At 66.2% G+C, this 16,022-nt stretch carries 18 protein-coding genes and 1 tRNA gene; 4 read left to right on the top strand and 15 right to left on the bottom strand.

Translation table 11 applies throughout. The annotated features are described in order from the left end of the window. The 5 genes from LJE61_RS12870 to LJE61_RS12850 all read right to left on the bottom strand — a co-directional run. The coding region (locus tag LJE61_RS12870) for a porin (RefSeq protein WP_296918568.1) at window positions 1–731 on the bottom strand (731 nt) is incomplete at its 3' end. Window positions 732–1,421: 690 nt separating this feature from the next. Next, window positions 1,422–1,495 (bottom strand) — tRNA-Gln (locus tag LJE61_RS12865). 118 nt (window positions 1,496–1,613) lie between these two features. Further along, window positions 1,614–2,003: a 30S ribosomal protein S9 gene (rpsI, locus tag LJE61_RS12860; protein WP_296909613.1), complete on the bottom strand. Its 390-nt coding sequence runs from the start codon at window positions 2,001–2,003 to the stop codon at window positions 1,614–1,616. A gap of 25 nt (window positions 2,004–2,028) precedes the next feature. Continuing rightward, window positions 2,029–2,466 carry a 50S ribosomal protein L13 gene (gene rplM / locus LJE61_RS12855; protein WP_296909611.1) on the bottom strand — a complete coding sequence of 146 codons (438 nt, stop codon included), beginning with the start codon at window positions 2,464–2,466 and terminating at the stop codon, window positions 2,029–2,031. Between the two features lie 158 nt (window positions 2,467–2,624). Next, on the bottom strand, window positions 2,625–2,939 hold the full coding sequence (locus LJE61_RS12850; protein ID WP_296909609.1) for a (2Fe-2S) ferredoxin domain-containing protein: 315 nt from the start codon (window positions 2,937–2,939) through the stop codon (window positions 2,625–2,627). 111 nt (window positions 2,940–3,050) lie between these two features. Between LJE61_RS12850 and LJE61_RS12845 the strand changes: the two genes are divergently transcribed. Both LJE61_RS12845 and coq7 read left to right on the top strand, forming a co-directional pair. Then, window positions 3,051–4,385, top strand: coding sequence for a (Fe-S)-binding protein (locus LJE61_RS12845; RefSeq protein WP_296909607.1), 1,335 nt, complete (start codon window positions 3,051–3,053; stop codon window positions 4,383–4,385). A 13-nt stretch (window positions 4,386–4,398) separates the two neighbouring features. Continuing rightward, window positions 4,399–5,043, top strand: a complete 645-nt coding sequence (coq7, locus tag LJE61_RS12840) for a 2-polyprenyl-3-methyl-6-methoxy-1,4-benzoquinone monooxygenase (RefSeq protein WP_296909605.1) — start codon at window positions 4,399–4,401, stop codon at window positions 5,041–5,043. A 51-nt stretch (window positions 5,044–5,094) separates the two neighbouring features. Here the strand turns inward: coq7 and speD are convergent, their stop codons facing one another. Both speD and LJE61_RS12830 read right to left on the bottom strand, forming a co-directional pair. Then, window positions 5,095–5,919, bottom strand: coding sequence for an adenosylmethionine decarboxylase (gene speD / locus LJE61_RS12835; protein ID WP_296909603.1), 825 nt, complete (start codon window positions 5,917–5,919; stop codon window positions 5,095–5,097). 69 nt (window positions 5,920–5,988) lie between these two features. Continuing rightward, on the bottom strand, window positions 5,989–6,405 hold the full coding sequence (locus LJE61_RS12830; protein WP_296909601.1) for an OsmC family protein: 417 nt from the start codon (window positions 6,403–6,405) through the stop codon (window positions 5,989–5,991). Between the two features lie 119 nt (window positions 6,406–6,524). On the opposite strand from LJE61_RS12830, the gene crp reads away from it, so the two are divergent. Beyond that, complete coding sequence (gene crp / locus LJE61_RS12825) at window positions 6,525–7,181, top strand: cAMP-activated global transcriptional regulator CRP (protein WP_296909599.1); 657 nt, start codon at window positions 6,525–6,527, stop codon at window positions 7,179–7,181. A gap of 170 nt (window positions 7,182–7,351) precedes the next feature. On the opposite strand, the gene trpC is transcribed toward crp, so the two are convergent. The 8 genes from trpC to LJE61_RS12785 all read right to left on the bottom strand — a co-directional run bounded on the left by trpC (window position 7,352) and on the right by LJE61_RS12785 (window position 14,703). Further along, window positions 7,352–8,173: an indole-3-glycerol phosphate synthase TrpC gene (gene trpC, locus LJE61_RS12820; protein WP_296909597.1), complete on the bottom strand. Its 822-nt coding sequence runs from the start codon at window positions 8,171–8,173 to the stop codon at window positions 7,352–7,354. Window positions 8,174–8,175: 2 nt separating this feature from the next. Then, window positions 8,176–9,216, bottom strand: coding sequence for an anthranilate phosphoribosyltransferase (gene trpD / locus LJE61_RS12815; RefSeq protein WP_296909595.1), 1,041 nt, complete (start codon window positions 9,214–9,216; stop codon window positions 8,176–8,178). 55 nt (window positions 9,217–9,271) lie between these two features. Beyond that, window positions 9,272–9,880: an anthranilate synthase component II gene (locus tag LJE61_RS12810; protein ID WP_296909594.1), complete on the bottom strand. Its 609-nt coding sequence runs from the start codon at window positions 9,878–9,880 to the stop codon at window positions 9,272–9,274. A 31-nt stretch (window positions 9,881–9,911) separates the two neighbouring features. Then, entirely contained in the window at window positions 9,912–11,399 is a 1,488-nt protein-coding gene (trpE, locus tag LJE61_RS12805; RefSeq protein ID WP_296909593.1) for an anthranilate synthase component I, read from the bottom strand. Window positions 11,400–11,563: 164 nt separating this feature from the next. Next, window positions 11,564–12,238 (bottom strand): phosphoglycolate phosphatase, encoded by a 675-nt coding sequence (locus LJE61_RS12800; RefSeq protein ID WP_296909592.1) that lies wholly within the window; start codon window positions 12,236–12,238, stop codon window positions 11,564–11,566. A gap of 51 nt (window positions 12,239–12,289) precedes the next feature. After that, window positions 12,290–12,982 (bottom strand): ribulose-phosphate 3-epimerase, encoded by a 693-nt coding sequence (rpe, locus tag LJE61_RS12795; protein ID WP_296909590.1) that lies wholly within the window; start codon window positions 12,980–12,982, stop codon window positions 12,290–12,292. Window positions 12,983–13,208: 226 nt separating this feature from the next. Then, on the bottom strand, window positions 13,209–14,024 hold the full coding sequence (gene djlA / locus LJE61_RS12790) for a co-chaperone DjlA (RefSeq protein ID WP_296909588.1): 816 nt from the start codon (window positions 14,022–14,024) through the stop codon (window positions 13,209–13,211). 13 nt (window positions 14,025–14,037) lie between these two features. Then, entirely contained in the window at window positions 14,038–14,703 is a 666-nt protein-coding gene (locus tag LJE61_RS12785; protein WP_296909587.1) for an energy-coupling factor ABC transporter permease, read from the bottom strand. A 278-nt stretch (window positions 14,704–14,981) separates the two neighbouring features. Here LJE61_RS12785 and LJE61_RS12780 point away from each other — a divergent pair, with 278 nt between their 5' ends. Then, entirely contained in the window at window positions 14,982–16,022 is a 1,041-nt protein-coding gene (locus LJE61_RS12780; protein ID WP_296909615.1) for an NADP(H)-dependent aldo-keto reductase, read from the top strand.

Genomic DNA, 16,022 nt, shown 5'->3' with positions numbered 1-16,022 from the left:
TAGAAGGGGCCGTTGGAGTAGATGGCCGCGATGGAGTAGGTCTCGCCGATGCTGTCCTCCTCCAGGTTCAGACCGTTCCCGCCGCCGGTGGCACCACCCGCCGGGACGATGGCCGCGGCCAGCTGGAAGCCGGCCCAGCTCGGGCTGATATAGGCCACGACGTTGTCCGCGCGCAGGTCACGGAAACCCACGGTGCCATTGTAGTCGGCCATGGTGTCGACGAAGAGGTCCAGCTTGGCGGTCGAGATCTTCATGGGGGTGTCATGCCGTCCGAGCAGCAAGGTACCCCAGCCCCCGGCGAGTCCCACGAAGCTGTTCCGGTAGGTGATGGAGTCGCTGTTACTGAGGACATTGTTGTTGGTGTCGTTCAGGTTGACACCGAGCTCGACCTGATAGATCGCCTTGAGGCCGTTGCCCAGGTCCTCGGAGCCCTTGACGCCGATGCGGCTGGCGCGACCCTCGCCCGGGATGTAGCCGTTACCGGACATGCCCCAACCCTTGAAGTCTTCGCCCGGGGCGGTCTGCACGATGGTGGGGTTCCCGGTGACAGGATCCAGGATGACGTTGCCGTTGGCATCAGTCGCGAGGCCGAAGGTGGGCGCGAGCGCGTTCGTCACCTCGGCATAATCGAGGGAGACATTCAACTTGCCGTACAGGATGGCCTCGGCCATGGCGGCGCCAGGGGCGACCATCGCGGCGGAAACCGCCAGGGTAAGAAGCTTTTTGTTCATGCCGTTCTCCACTGTTGTGAATTTGTCAGATCGACTGCAGAAACCGAACGCAATGCTGCTTTGCAGGCTGAACTATAGTGCAGGGCAGAGCCTTTTGCAACACATTGGGCTAAAAAAATACACACGCCCCCAGGATGTCTCTTTTTTGCACTCGACCGCCAGGCGAGAGGCCCAGCGGGCCGACTGGCTGCGTCAGGCATGTCGCCCGAGAGGCCCCTTCCCTAAGGGCAGGCCGCGCCTTGCAATGCCATCGGCGCGGCGTGGCAGGAACGGAAAGTCGGGCCCCGTGCCAACGGGCTCCTTGGTTTGATTCGGGTGAAGCGAGGTGCGGAAGCGAAGACCGGCGCCCCGCGTTTGATCGCAGGCCGGATGGCGTGGCAGCCAGGCCAGGGTGGCGCCGCAATCGCCGGCCTCAGGCCGATGAGGCGGCTTTCAACGGCCGAGGGGGCCACGGATGGCGTCTGCACAACAAGAACGACCTGTCGCGCAAAGTGTACAAGGGACGCGCTCGACCGCGGGGCCTCTGGCCTCCCGCGCTCGCCCGGCGGGACGCGGCGAGCGCCTTGGGCTGCCGCGCGGCTGGACGACCACAGGCGTTCAGGGGGGCGATCGGAGGGCGCCGCGGTGGGTGGCCTGACCCGCGACGCCAACGCGCACCGGGCTCGGTTCGGCGGCAGCGGCCAGGGGTGTTGGCTGGGGGACTAGGATTCGAACCTAGGTTGACGGAGTCAGAGTCCGCTGTCCTACCACTAGACGATCCCCCAAGATCGGAGAGGCCATCCGGGGACGGCCGCTGGGAGACGGGAATCGACGGGATCAGCCTGAGCGGCGACCCGGCGCTTGCGATCGCATCCGGAGCCCCGACCGCGTCCCGCCGCCCTATCAGCGCTTCGAGAACTGCGGGCGCTTGCGCGCCTTGTGGAGACCGACCTTCTTACGCTCGACCTCGCGGGCGTCGCGGGTGAGAAAGCCGGCGCGACGCATGGGAGAGCGCAGCGTCTCGTCGAACCGCGCCAGCGCACGCGCGATGCCGTGGCGAATCGCACCCGCCTGACCGGTGTTGCCGCCACCGCTGACCGTGGCCTTGACGTCGACCCGATCCAGGAGACCGGCGGTCTCCAGCGGCTGGCGGACCACCATCCGCGCGGTCTCACGGCCGAAGAACTGGTCGAGCGGCCGATCGTTCACGGTGATCGAACCCGAGCCGAGGGTCAGGAAGACCCGTGCGGTAGCCGTCTTGCGTCGACCCGTGGACTGTTGTGTCTCGGACATGCGTCTGGTTCCTAAGCCCTGATTCTTAAACGTTAAGCTCGAGGAGCTGCGGCTGCTGCGCCTGGTGTGCGTGCTCAGGGCCGGCATAGACGCGGAGCTTCCTGAACATGGCGCGACCGAGCGGCCCGCGCGGCAGCATCCCCTTGACCGCGAGCTCGATCGCCCGCTCGGGTTTGGTCTCGAGGAGCTTGGTGAGATTCATCGACCTCAGGTTGCCGACGTAGCCCGTGTGGCGATAGTACATCTTGTCTTGCAGCTTGTTCCCCGTCACACGCACCTTGTCCGCGTTGACGACCACCAGGTAGTCACCGGTGTCGACGTGCGGCGTGTATTGCGGCTTGTGCTTGCCGCGCAAGCGCAGTGCCAGCTCGCTCGCGAGTCGCCCGAGGGTCTTGCCGTCCGCATCGATCAGATACCAGGCACGGCGGACCTCCGCCGGTTTCGCGCTCACTGTCGTCGTCATGTCCGTCGCTCCAGGGTACCGCACCCGCTCCCGGGCACTCGCGCGCCTGGTCGGCGTGCGTGCCAGCGACTGGCTTGGAGCGCGGCGTGGATTCATTTTCAAGCTCGAGAAAAGACCGCGAAGTGTACGTGACCCTGCCAGCTCGCGCAACCCCGCCCTCAACCGGGCAGGAGCAGGCGCTCGACGACATGGCCCTTGACCAGATGCTCCTGAAGGATCTCCTCCAGATCCTCGCGATCGACATAGGTGTACCAGGTGGCCTCGGGATAGACGACGACCACGGGCCCCTCGGCGCAGCGGTCGAGGCAGCCGGCGGTATTGACCCGCACCCCCCCGGGTCCGGTCAGGCCCAGCTCCTTGGTGCGCCGCTTGAGGAAGTCGCGCATCGCCGCGGCCCCGCACTGGCCGCAGCACTGGCTGCCGTCCTCGCGCTGGTTGATGCAGAAGAACAGATGATAACGGTAATACGACATCGCCAATGATCCAGATTGCCCGCAAGGACCTCGCGGAAGCGTACCATAGGGACCGATGGGGCGCGGAAGCGATCCGACGCGCCCACCGGACCACACGATGACGCCCCTCGCTTGAAGACACCCGCCTCAGAGCGCCCCAGCGTAACCGACGCCGGCTCGACCCACGACCTCTTGCGCCTTGCCGATCAGTGCGTCAAATGCGGACTCTGCCTCCCCCACTGCCCGACCTTCCAGAAGGCTCGCAATGAAGCAGACTCTCCGCGCGGGCGCATCGCCCTGATCCAGGGCTGGGCAACCGGGCACCTGGAGATGACCCGCACCCTGGAGGGGCACCTTGACGGCTGCCTCGGCTGCCGCAACTGCGAGCGCGTCTGCCCGTCGGGGGTGGCCTACGGACAGATCGCCGACATGGCGAAGGCACTTCGGGTCAAGGGCTTGCCGGCGTGGAGGCGCCGGCTGACCTCCGCCGGACTGCGCGCCCTGTCGGACGCCCGTTGCGTGGCCCAGGCCGCCCGGCTGAGCCGTCTCTATCTCGGCCTTGGGCTCGCTCGCCTCGCCGAGGTCATCGGTGTGGCCCGGATTGCCGCCGTCCGACCCTATCATCGGCTGGCGACCGCCATGGGCGCCGCCGCCCGGCGTGTCGGCGCACGCGATCCAAACCACGCGGATGTCGACCTCTTTGTGGGCTGTATGGGGTGCGCCGCCTCGGGACATGCCATCGAGGCAACCCGGGTGGTCGCGACCCGACTCGGCCTGGAGATACGCATCTCCCCGGATCCAACCTGCTGTGGCGCCCTGCTCAGACACAACGGCTACCCCGCGGAGGCCGACACGCGGCTTCGCGCATGCACACGGACCCATGGCTCGCGCCCTCTGGCCGGGCTCGCCAGCGCCTGCGTGGCCGAGCTGAGGGAGGAGCCGGCGCTCGCCGACACAACCGAGCTGTGCGCTTTTCTGAACCGGATACACTGGCCGGAGCGACTCGAGATCAGCCCGCTGCACGGCCGCGTGCTGATTCACGAGCCCTGCTCACACCGCAACCGGCTCGGCGGGAACGCCGCCGTCCATCGCTTGCTGGCGCGTATCCCGGGTCTCGACCTGGCGCCTCTGCCGCCTGGTCAGGGCTGCTGCGGCGCCGCGGGGACGTACCTTCTCCAGCAACCGGCCATGGCAGAAACCCTCCTCGGTGATCTGCTCGCCCCGCTCCGAGCGGATCCCCCGGACGTCCTGGTCACCACCAACCCCGGTTGTGCGCTGCACCTCGCCGCGGGTATCCGCGAGGCGGGGCTGGACATCGAGGTCTGTCATCCCGTCGAGCTGCTCGCGCGGGCGCTCGACTCCAGCGAAGCGGCTGCCGATTCCCCGGAGGTCCAACGCCGCCGGCTGCAGCGTGAACCCCTCGCCAGACGCGGCCGGATCCTCGATACTGACGGCCAGCCAATGTGAACGGGAGCCCCTCATGACGACTCGCCACTACTCCCCGATCGATCAGCTCTTGATCACGGCCGATCATGCCCTGCGGACGCTGTTCGGGCGCCCGCAGACCACCGAGCGACCGAATCCGGCCGCCGACCTGATGGAGGCCGACCTCAGCGAAGACCAGCGCCGCCACGTGGCGCGCCTGATGCGGATCAACCACACGGGCGAGGTTTGCGCCCAGGCCCTCTACCAGGGTCAGGCACTGACGGCCAAGCTGCCCGACACCCGCAAGCGCATGGAACGTTCCGCCAAGGAGGAGAATGACCACCTCGCCTGGTGCGCAGCGCGCCTGGAGGATCTCGGGGATCGCAAGAGCCTCTTGAACCCGCTTTGGTACGCCGGCTCGTTCGCCATGGGCGCCGCGGCGGGACTGGCCGGCGACAAATGGAGCCTCGGTTTCGTGGTCGAGACGGAGCGTCAGGTCGAAGACCACCTCGACGAGCATCTGGAGCAGATCCCCGTCGAGGACGAGAAGACCCGCACCGTCCTCGAGCAGATGAAGGCCGACGAGGTGCACCACGCCCAGCTCGCCCGGGCCGCGGGCGGCGCAGAGCTGCCCGCGCCCATCCGCCTCGCCATGCGCCTGACATCCCGCGTCATGACGCGGACCGTGTATTGGATTTAACCCGAGACGGGCGTTGACCGATTCGAGGCCCCCCACCGCCGCGCGCACTGCTCAGCAGCCCATCAGCTCCAGGTTGCGAGCCAGGTTGCAGCCGTAGAAGATCTCCGAGAGCTCGCGACGCAGCAGCTTCTGGATGCGCCGGCGCTCGGACTCGGCGAGATCCGCGGCCTCGATGCAGAAGAGATAGTCATCGAGCCGGAAGTGCTTGATCACCATCTTGGTGTGAAACAGGTTCTCCTGGTAGACATTGACGTCGACCATCTGATACCGGTTCTTCGTATCCCGCGACAGGTAGTTCTGGATGGAGCTGATGTTGTGGTCGATGAAGTGTTTGCGCCCGCCGACGTCGCGGGTGAATCCGCGTACCCGGTAGTCCATGATCACGACGTCCGACTCCAGGGCGTGGATGAGATAGTTCAGCGCCCGCAGCGGCGAGATCCGCCCGCAGGTGGAGACGTCGATGTCCGCTCGAAAGGTGCTGATCCCAGTCTGGGGATTGCTCTCGGGATAGGTGTGGACCGTGATATGACTCTTGTCCAGATGGGCGACCACCGCCTCCGGCAAGGGTCCCGGGGAGGCGGTGTTGGAGAGCTGACCGGCCGCGATCGGCTCCTCGGAGATCAGCATGGTGACCGAAGCGCCCTGGGGATCGTAGTCCTGGTGGGCGACATTGAGGATGCTGGCACCGATGATCTCCGCGACATCGGTGAGGATCGCGGTCAGGCGCGCGGCATTGTAGGCCTCGTCGATGTAATGGAGGTAGGCCTCGCGCTGCTCGTCCGAGTCCGCATAGCAGACGTCGTAGATATTGAAGCTGAGCGTCTTGGTGAGGTTGTTGAACCCTTCCAGACGCAGCTTTTTCAGTGTCGTGGGCATCGGCGCGAGACCTCCGGGAAAACGGGAGCGCGCACGCTACCGTCCGGATCCGAAGGATGCAAGACCGGATCAGAGTCCGTGGATCTCGAAGTCATGGGTGATGGTCGCCGTCGCACCCAACATGATCGACGCCGAGCAGTATTTCTCCGCGCTGAGCTCAATGGCCCGCTGCACCCTTTGCGGGTCGAGGTCGCGCCCGGTGACGATGAAATGGACCTGGATGCGGGTGAACACCTTCGGCTCCGACTCGGCACGCTCCGCGGTCAATTCCACGACGCAGTCGGTGACTGGCTGACGCGCCTTGCGCAGGATGTGCAGGACGTCGAACTGGGTGCACCCACCCAACCCCAGCAGCAGCATCTCCATGGGACGCACGCCCAGGTTGCGGCCGCCAAGCTCAGGCGGGCCGTCCATGACCACGGCATGTCCGGAGCCGGACGCCCCCATCATGGTCGCCCCTTCGATCCATTTCACCCTCGCCTTCATCTCGACCCCTCCGCTCAATGATCGCGTTCGTCTTTGCCACGCCGCAGACCTGTTCGACAAGGGCCAGCCGCACGCATAGAATCAAGGCCCATGTCCGGGAGCGACAGGCGCATCGGCCCATGACCATTGTGACACCGCCAAAGCTGGCCCCGCCGTGGCTGGATCCATTCCTGCGCTACTGTCATACCAAGAGCTATGACAAGAACGTGGACTTCATCCGTCAAGGGGAGCCGGCAGACACATTGTATTATCTCCTCGAGGGCTCGGTCGCCGCCATGATGGACGATCGGGAGGAGCGCCGGGAATTGCTGCTCGCCTATATTAACAAGGGCGAGTTCATCGGCGAGATGGGACTTTTCATTCCCCAGACCACTCGAAGCGTCATCATCCGCACACGCACCAAATGCAAGGTCGCGCAGATCGCCTACCAGCGGCTCGATCGTCTCCTCGACGCCGAGCTCAAAGACTATGCGAAAGACTTCCTCTACAGTGTTGGCCTGCAGCTCTCTCAACGCCTGTGTCAGACCAGCCGCAAGGTCGGGAACCTGGCTTTCATGGACGTCAGCGGCCGGATCGCCAGCACCCTTCTGGACCTCTGTAAACAGCCAGATGCCATGACCCATCCGGACGGGATGCAGATCCGTGTCACCCGACAGGAGCTGTCCCGCAACGTGGGCTGCTCGCGGGAGATGGCCGGACGGGTGCTCAAGAGTCTGGAAGAGCAGGGCATGGTCAGCGTCAAGGGTAAGACCATCGTCGTCTTCGGGACCCGCTAGCAGCCTGTCTGACCTGAGCGATCGTCGCGAGCCGAGTGGGAGAGCGAGGGCGGATCTGGGCCGCTCTCCCGCCGGCGCAGCAGATCGGCCTCAAGTCAGACAGGCTCCGACTGGGTCGAGTCGGCGACTGGCGCGGGAACCCTAGGCCGCGGGGAGTCGCCGGGCATAGGTCACTCTGGCGGCGGGCGCTCCCCAAAGAACAGCCGCGCCAATTCCGCGCCGGGCTCATCCGCGCGCATGAAGGCCTCGCCGACGAGGAAGGCGTGGACGCCACGCGCACGCATCCGGGTCACGTGATCCACGCCCAGGATCCCGCTCTCGGTGACCAGGAGGCGATCTCGGGGGATGGCATCCACCAGCCCGAGGGTCGTCTCCAGGCTCACCTCGAAGGTGCGCAGGTTACGGTTGTTGATCCCCACCAAGCGCCCCGGCAAGGCCAGCGCCCGCTCGAGCTCGTCCGCGCCGTGCACCTCCACAAGCACGTCCAGCCCCAGTTGCTGGGCCAGCTCGTTGAGCTCGCCCAGCCGGCTGTCGCCGAGCCCGGCGACGATCAGGAGGATGCAGTCGGCACCCAGGGCCCGGGCCTCATAGACCTGATAGGGGTCGATGATGAAGTCCTTGCGGATCACCGGCAGGTCGCAGGCCGCCCGCGCCGCCTGTAGATCGGCATCGCTGCCCTGGAAGAAATCCCGGTCGGTCAGGACCGAGAGGCAGGCGGCCCCATGTCGGGCATAGCTCGCGGCGATCTCGGCGGGCCTGAAGTCGGCACGCAGCACGCCCTTGCTCGGACTGGCCTTCTTGATCTCGGCGATCACCGCCGGCGCCCCGGCCGCGACCCTCGCCTGGAGAGCGTCGGCAAAGCCGCGTGGAGGGCCCGCCCGATCCAGCAACGCCCGCAGCCCGGCCAACGGCATTCGCGCGCTCCGGACGGAGACCTCCTCGGCCTTGCGACGAAGGATCTTCTTCAGGATGTCCGGCGTGTCGGCGGCCATCCTCAGGCGCCGCCCGGCGCCCGATCGAGGCTCCCCGTGAGGGCGATCAGGCGGTCGAATCGCCGTTGTGCCTCGCCGTTCGAGATCGCGGTATCGGCCTGCGCCAGACCGGCGGCCAGGCTCTCCGCACGACCGGCCGCGTAGATCGCCGCGCCGGCGTTGAGCTGGACGATGTCGCGCGCCGGACCCGATTGATCGGCGAGCACGCCGAGCAGCATGGCGAGGCTCTCTTCCGGGTTCCGGACACGGATCGCGTTCAGATCGGCCCGCCTGAGTCCGAAGTCCTCGGGGTGGATGCTGAACCTGCGGATGAGCCCATCCTTCAACTCGGCCACATCCGTGATGTCGCCGATACTGATCTCGTCAAGACCGTCGCGGGCATGTACCACCAGGACATGGCGGCTGCCGAGACGCTGAAGGACGAGGGCCAGGGGCTCGAGGAGATCCTCACTGAAGACGCCGAGGACCTGATTCGGCACGCCGGCGGGGTTGGTCAGGGGGCCGAGGATGTTGAACATGGTTCGAACGCCCAGCTCCCTGCGCGGACCGATCGCATGCTTCATGGCACTGTGGTGCCCGGGCGCGAACATGAAGCCGACGCCGACCTCGCGCACGCAACGCGCAACCTCCTCCGGGGTCAGGTCCAGGCGCACCCCGGCGGCCTCGAGCACATCCGCTGCGCCCGAGCGGCTCGAGACCGAGCGGTTGCCGTGCTTGGCGACGTGGCAGCCGGCCGCCGCCGCGACGAACATGCTGGTGGTCGAGACGTTGAAGGTTCCCGAGGAATCGCCGCCGGTACCGACGATGTCGACCGTGTGATCGAGTCCGGCGATGTCGACGCCGGTCGCCAGCTCTCGCATCACCGCGGCGGCGGCCGCGATCTCGGGCACCGTCTCCCCCTTCATCCGCAACGCAACCAGGAAACCCGCGATCTGGGCCGGGGTGGCCGCACCGGTCATGATGGCGCGCATGACCTCGGTCATCTCCTCGCTGCTCAGGTCCTGGTGGCCGATACAGCGGCCGATGGCCCCGTTCAGATCCATTGTTGAGCCGCGTCCTGCATGAAATGCATGGTTGTCATGTTGGATCGACCTCGTCTCAATCCCCGACCGCAGTAGCGAACGCGGTTTCGCGCTCGATGAAGTGACGCAGCAGATCATGGCCATGCCGGGTCAGGATCGATTCCGGGTGAAACTGCACGCCCTCGACCGGCAGCTCGCGATGCCGCACCCCCATGATGGCCTCCCGGGTACCCTCGGGAGTCTCGGTCCAGGCGGTGATCTCCAGGCAGTCCGGCAGGGTCGCCGGATCGATCACCAGCGAATGATAGCGGGTCGCCTCGAAGGGACTCACGAGCCCCCTGAAGACCCCGGCGCCCCCGTGATAGATCGCCGAGGTCTTTCCATGCATCACGGACGGCGCCTTGACGATCCGCCCGCCAAAGGCCTGACCGATCGACTGATGCCCCAGACAGACCCCGAGGATCGGGACCCGACCCGCCATCGCCCGAATGAGCGGCACCGAGATCCCGGCCTCGTTCGGCGTGCAGGGCCCCGGGGAGATCACGATCCGCTCGGGGGCAAGCGCGATCGCCTCCTCGAGGTTCAGCTCATCGTTGCGCACCACGCGCACCTCGGCACCCAGCTCACCCAGGTACTGCACCAGGTTGTAGGTGAAGGAGTCGTAGTTGTCGATCATCAGCAACATGGGACGCCCCCCCGCGCGCATCGGCTTCCGGTCATCGCTCCGGTCCCCGCTCGATCCCGGCCTCGGCCGCCGCCACCGCGCGGAACACGGCGCGGCCCTTGTTCATGGTCTCCATCCACTCGAGGTCCGGCACCGAGTCGGCCACCACGCCGGCGCCGGCCTGGATGTGCAGCATGCCGTCCTTGATCACGGCGGTGCGGATGGCGATCGCGGTGTCCATATTGCCGTTCCAGGCGAGATAACCGACCGCGCCCGAGTAAATGCCGCGCTTGACCGGCTCCAGCTCGTCGATGATCTCCATGGCGCGGATCTTCGGCGCGCCCGAGACGGTGCCGGCCGGAAAGGTCGCGCGCAGGACGTCGATCGCGTTCATCCCCTCCCTCAGGTCACCGACGACATTGGAGACGATGTGCATGACATGCGAGTAGCGCTCGACAATCATCCGATCGGTCACGCGCACGCTGCCGATCTCGGCGACACGCCCCGCGTCGTTGCGCCCCAGATCGATCAGCATCAGATGCTCCGCGAGCTCCTTGGGATCGGCCAGGAGCTCGGTCTCCAAGGCCAGATCCTCGGCCTCGTCGTGGCCCCGGCGACGGGTTCCGGCAATCGGACGCACCGTCACCACGCCGTCCTCCAGCCGGGTCAGGATCTCAGGGGATGATCCGACGATATGAAAATCACCCAGATCCAGGAAATACATGTAGGGCGATGGATTCAGTCCGCGCAGTGCCCTATAGAGATCCAGGGGCGGTGCCCGGAAGGGGATCGAGAGACGCTGTGAGATCACGACCTGCATGCAATCGCCGGCGAGGATGTAGTCCTTGATGCGCTCGACCGCGCGCTTGAAGCCATCCTCGGTGAACCCGGACACGAAGTCGGTCTCGCTGACCCGGCGCTCCGGCCGAGCCGGCGCCCGCGGCGCGCCGCGGCGCATCCGCTCGCAGAGCTCGTCGATCCTCGCCTCGCCGGCCTCCAGGGTATCGCCCGCGCTCGGGTCGAGGTGCAGGATGATGTACATCCGCCCGCTCAGGTTGTCGAAGACCACAACCTCGTCCGAGACCATCAGCAGGATGTCCGGGGTGCCCAGTTGGTCCGGGTTGGGGCTGGTCGCCAGACGCGGCTCGATATAGCGGATGGTGTCGTATCCGAAGTAGCCGACCAGCCCCCCGGTGAAGCGGGGCAAACGGGCCAGGTCTGCAACCCGGAAACGCTTCTGAAAGGCATCGATCCAGGCCAGGGGATCCGGACTCTCGACCGCCTCGACAATCCGGCCGTCCCGCTCCACACGGATGCTGTGACCGCTGACCCGAAGCAGGCCGCGGCAAGGCAGGCCGATGATGGAGTAACGCCCCCACTTTTCACCGCCCTGCACGGACTCGAGGAGATAGGAGTACGGGCCTTCGGCCAGCTTGAGATAGACGCTCAGCGGGGTGTCGAGGTCAGCGAGGACCTCACGGAGGATGGGGATACGGTTATGGCCCTGTTCGGCCAGGGCGCGAAAGGCGCTGGGGGTCATGGGGGGTCTCCGGGCGATGCGTCAGGGAAGATCGAGGAAGCGTCTCAACCTCGCCATCGCCGCCCGGTCATTAAGCCTGTCACCCAGCGCCCCATACTCGACGGTCCCTCGCTCGTGATCGAGTCGAACCGCAGCTCATGGTGCTCCGTTGCCCGCCGCCGGACTCAGGCCGCGGCGACCAACAGACCCTCGAGCTCGGTCATGGAATCGATCACCGCGTCCGGTTCGGCCGCGTGGATGTCCTGGCCGTGGTTGTACCCGTAGCTCATACAGATGATCCCGAAGCCCGCGGCCCGGGCGGCCTCCACGTCGCTCACCGAGTCCCCGATCATGAGCGCGTCGCGCGGGTCGACCCCGAAGTGCTGCGCCGCGTGGAGCAAGGGCATGGGATCCGGCTTCTTCTTGGGGAGCGTGTCACCACTGACCACGAGGCTGAAATTGTCGCGGATCCCGAGATCACGCAACAGCGGCTCGGTGAACTGGGCGGCCTTGTTGGTCACGCACCCCAGTGGGTAGCCTGCGGCCTTCAGGAAGGCGATGCCCTCCCGCACCCCAGGGTACAGCAGCGAGCGCTTCGAGGTGTTGTCCGCATAGAGCTCCAGGAAGATCGGCAGCGCCACATCGAAATCGGCCTCGTCGGGCTCTCCGTGGAGCTGTCCGATCAGCGCCCGGCGCACCAGCCGCTCGACCCCGTTCCCCACCCAATTGCGCACGGCCGCCTCGCCGCGGGGCGGGCGTCCGAGCCGGTCCATCATGGCGTCCACACAAAAGGCGAGATCCGGGACGCTGTCGACCAGCGTGCCGTCAACATCGATCAAGACCATCTTTGGTCGCAGCATGCAGTGACAGCTCCCGGACTCATCCGCAGAAAACATTGAAACGGACGCGGGTCAGCGCCCGACGCCGGCCATGGCCTCGCGCATCTGCCGGATGATGCTGTCGTAACGGTGCGGGTCCTCGTCACGGCCTTTGCTGAAAATGCCGGAGCCGGCAACGAAGGTGTCGGCGCCCGCCGCCTTGATTTCGGCGATATTCTCCGCCTTCACACCGCCGTCGATCTCCAAGCGGATAGCCAAGCCGGACGCATCGATCATCGTGCGCGCCTGGCGCAGCTTCTCCATGGTCGCAGGGATGAAGCTCTGCCCACCGAAACCGGGGTTGACCGACATCAGGAGGATCATGTCGACCTTGTCCATCACATACTCCAGGTGGCTCAGCGGCGTAGCCGGGTTGAAGACCAGTCCCGACTTGCAGCCCTCGTTGCGGATCAGCTGGAGGGTGCGGTCGATATGCTCGCTCGCCTCCGGATGGAAGGTGATGAAGGTCGCCCCCGCAGCCGCAAAGTCCGGAACGATCCGGTCGACCGGCTTGACCATGAGATGGACGTCGATCGGCGCGGTCACCCCGTGCTTGCGCAGCGCCTCACAGACCAGCGGACCGATGGTCAGGTTCGGCACATAGTGGTTGTCCATGACATCGAAGTGGACGATGTCGGCCCCCGCGGCCAGGACATTGTCGACCTCTTCGCCGAGCCGGGCAAAATCCGCCGACAGGATTGAAGGTGCGATCAGATCAGGCGCCATGCTGTTGCCCCCGCGATCTCGCTCGCCGGGGCAAACGCCCCTCGGTCGGGATCGGATTGAGATGTTTGAAGCATCCAACTCTAACCGAAGCGGACGGGTTTTTCACTCGGCGGACAACCGGGACTCGCGCCGCCGGCCTGACGGTCACGGACTCCTTGAGGGCGATCTCGCGAGCGGAGTCCGGTGCCACAAGCGCGACGACCGCCATGCGGACGCGTCGCGGAGCTCAGCACGCCGCGCGCGCCTGCGTAATGGTCTCGTACGCCCGGCGGATCTCCTGCGTCTTCAGCGAGGCCATCCGCAAAGCCTCTTCGGGCAGTCCCCGCGACATCAGCTTGTCCGGGTGGTGCTGGCTCATGAGACGTCGATAGGCCTTCTTGATCTCGGCGTCGCTGGCCTTCGGACCAACCCCCAGGGTCGCATAGGCACCGGCGAGCGGTGCGTGCCTCGGTGACGGGCGGCGGCCCGCGCCCCCGGGCGCACCAGCATGCAGGCGCTGCTGGAGCAGCAAGAGGTTCTCGAGGTTCCGGTAGGCGAAGGCCGACACATGTAGCCCGGCCCGAATCGCCTCCAAAACCCGCCGCTGAGCCCGTGTCGGGGAACCGTCGGCATAGGCGGTCAGCAGCTGGACCTCGAGAAAGAGGTGGATCAGCGCGCCTTGCCCCCTGCAGACCTGGCGCAGTGCCTCGAGGCCCGCGTTCAGATCGAAATCGGCTGACTTGCCCCGGTTGAACTGCTCGATGGCCTCACGCCGCTGGACCTGCGTCAGGGACATCCGGTCCATCACGGAGCGCGCAAAGGCGATCTCGCTCTCGCTGACACGGCCGTCGGCCTTGGCCAGATGGCCCATCACCGCAAAGGTCGTTTCGAAGAAGCGCGACTGGATGCGCGCGCGTTGAGGACCCGTGACGGCGGCACGTCGGGCGCCCGCGATCAGACCGCGATCGACGCCCTGGCCGAGCGCCGCGCCGAGCACGGCTCCGACCGGGCCGCCGACGACCAGACCGACGGCACCGCCGACGGCTGTCCCCACCCAGCGCATGATCAGGACTCCGTCACTTGCCTTTCAGATATTGCTCATCGCTGAAGGAGTAGACCCACTGCGGCTTGAACGCGACCAGCACGGCCAGGATCCACCCGTTGAGGAAGGCCTCCGGCATGAACATCAGGGGGAAGAAGGGTAGCACCGTTTCACGGAGATCCGCGAAACTGTAGGCCCCGCTGGCGATCAGCAGCCAGGCCGCCAGGTAGCCAGTGACCACCCCCACGGCACCTGCGGTCAGGAATCCGTTGACCAGCACATAGACGAAGAAGTGCTTGGGCAGATACCAGCGGATCAGGATCAGGAGCACCTGGGTGAGCGTCGCCGGGACCACACCCGTCAGAAAGGCATTGAGTGCGAACCCCTCCCATCCGATGCCTGCATTCAGTGTCACACCGAGCAGCACCAGGGCGGCCCCGATCACCGCGAGCGACCAGCCGAACATCAGGGTCATGGCCGTGACCCCGAGCAGGTGGAACGCCAGCCCCGGCTGCACCTGAGCGTCCATATGCCAGAGCACGAGCAGGGCGACTGTCGCACCGAGAAAGACATGCACCTGCTCGGGGTCACGGAACTTGCGCCAGGGCGTCAGCCTGAACGCCAGCAGCAGGATCAGGGCAAAGAGCAGATTGACGACCCAGAGCAAGGCCGGGGTGAATAGCGCGCCATCGATCGTCATATGGAGTCCTCGGGGCGACCCGACATCAAGTAAAGCCTATACCCAATCACGGATGGATTTTCCCCCGCCATGCGCGCCTGCCGCACCCGCTAGCGGCGTTGCGACTCCTCGCATCAGCGCCCGCTGCTCCTCACCGTCGGGCCTTGTTTTCGGGCACGAGCGGCGCACCTCGCTGACGGGAAACCCATGTGCGCCGGGTATAATACGAGCAGATTAGGTGGTTTCCGGCGTCGATCAAGCGCGCCCTTGACCCGCTTCAGCACAGACATGAGGGGATGATGCAACAAAGATCACTCGGCCGCACCGGCATCCGTGTCAGCGCGCTCTGCCTCGGGACCATGACGTTCGGCGAGCAGAACACCGAGTCCGACGCCCACGCGCAGTTGGACCGGGCGATGGCCGCGGGGATTAACTTCATCGACACGGCCGAGCTGTATCCGGTTCCGCCGCGGGCGGAGACCATGGGCCGCACCGAAGAACACATCGGGACCTGGCTCAAGACGCGCGGCGGCCGGGATCGGATCGTCCTGGCCAGCAAGGTCGCGGGGCCGGCTGCCTGGCTTCCCTACATCCGCGGCGGCAAGGCGCGGCTGGACCGAACGAACATCCAGGCTGCGCTGGACGCCAGCCTGCGCCGGCTGCAGACGGAATGGATCGATCTCTATCAGTTGCACTGGCCGGATCGCGAGACCAACTTCTTCGGCAGACTGGGCTACACACCGGTCGAGGACGATCAAAGCGTGCCCCTGCTGGAGACCCTCGAGGTGCTTGCCGATCTGGTGCGCGCCGGCAAGATCCGCCACATCGGGGTCTCCAACGAGACCCCGTGGGGACTGATGCGCTTTCTCGCCCTCTCCGAGCAGATGGGTCTGCCGCGCATGGTCAGCATCCAGAACCCGTACAACCTCCTGAACCGGACCTTCGAGATCGGCCTCGCCGAGGTCTCGATTCGCGAGGCCTGCGGGCTGCTGGCCTACTCGCCCCTCGCTTTCGGCGTGCTGTCGGGCAAATATCTCAACGGGCAGCGCCCGGCAGGGGCGCGCGTGAGCCTGTTCGAGCGCTTCAACCGCTACTCCAACCCGGAGGCCGAGCGCGCCACAGCCGAGTACGTCGCGCTCGCCCGTCGCCATGGCCTGGACCCGTCGCAGATGGCCCTGGCCTGGGTCACGAGCCGCCCTTTCACCACCTCCAACATCATCGGGGCGACCACGCTGGCGCAGTTGGAGATCGACCTGGCCAGCATCGACCTGACGCTGTCCGAGGAGCTGATCGCGGGGATCGAGGCAATCCATACGCGGCAGCCGAACCCCGCTCCCTAG

It is taken from the genome of Thiocapsa sp. (assembly GCF_022340925.1).
GTDB lineage: Bacteria > Pseudomonadota > Gammaproteobacteria > Chromatiales > Chromatiaceae > Thiocapsa.
Note: the sequence above shows the minus strand (reverse complement) of the source record. Positions and strands in the feature narration are given on the sequence as shown.

Excerpts from the sequence above, each read along its gene's own strand:
- rpsI (WP_296909613.1), bottom strand. The coding sequence starts at position 2,003 with ATGTCCGAGACACAACAGTCCACGGGTCGACGCAAGACGGCTACCGCA.
- rplM (WP_296909611.1), bottom strand. The coding sequence starts at position 2,466 with ATGACGACGACAGTGAGCGCGAAACCGGCGGAGGTCCGCCGTGCCTGG.
- LJE61_RS12850 (WP_296909609.1), bottom strand. The coding sequence starts at position 2,939 with ATGTCGTATTACCGTTATCATCTGTTCTTCTGCATCAACCAGCGCGAG.
- coq7 (WP_296909605.1), top strand. The coding sequence starts at position 4,399 with ATGACGACTCGCCACTACTCCCCGATCGATCAGCTCTTGATCACGGCC.
- speD (WP_296909603.1), bottom strand. The coding sequence starts at position 5,919 with ATGCCCACGACACTGAAAAAGCTGCGTCTGGAAGGGTTCAACAACCTC.
- LJE61_RS12830 (WP_296909601.1), bottom strand. The coding sequence starts at position 6,405 with ATGAAGGCGAGGGTGAAATGGATCGAAGGGGCGACCATGATGGGGGCG.
- crp (WP_296909599.1), top strand. The coding sequence starts at position 6,525 with ATGACCATTGTGACACCGCCAAAGCTGGCCCCGCCGTGGCTGGATCCA.
- trpC (WP_296909597.1), bottom strand. The coding sequence starts at position 8,173 with ATGGCCGCCGACACGCCGGACATCCTGAAGAAGATCCTTCGTCGCAAG.
- trpD (WP_296909595.1), bottom strand. The coding sequence starts at position 9,216 with ATGGATCTGAACGGGGCCATCGGCCGCTGTATCGGCCACCAGGACCTG.
- LJE61_RS12810 (WP_296909594.1), bottom strand. The coding sequence starts at position 9,880 with ATGTTGCTGATGATCGACAACTACGACTCCTTCACCTACAACCTGGTG.
- trpE (WP_296909593.1), bottom strand. The coding sequence starts at position 11,399 with ATGACCCCCAGCGCCTTTCGCGCCCTGGCCGAACAGGGCCATAACCGT.
- LJE61_RS12800 (WP_296909592.1), bottom strand. The coding sequence starts at position 12,238 with ATGCTGCGACCAAAGATGGTCTTGATCGATGTTGACGGCACGCTGGTC.
- rpe (WP_296909590.1), bottom strand. The coding sequence starts at position 12,982 with ATGGCGCCTGATCTGATCGCACCTTCAATCCTGTCGGCGGATTTTGCC.
- djlA (WP_296909588.1), bottom strand. The coding sequence starts at position 14,024 with ATGCGCTGGGTGGGGACAGCCGTCGGCGGTGCCGTCGGTCTGGTCGTC.
- LJE61_RS12785 (WP_296909587.1), bottom strand. The coding sequence starts at position 14,703 with ATGACGATCGATGGCGCGCTATTCACCCCGGCCTTGCTCTGGGTCGTC.
- LJE61_RS12780 (WP_296909615.1), top strand. The coding sequence starts at position 14,982 with ATGCAACAAAGATCACTCGGCCGCACCGGCATCCGTGTCAGCGCGCTC.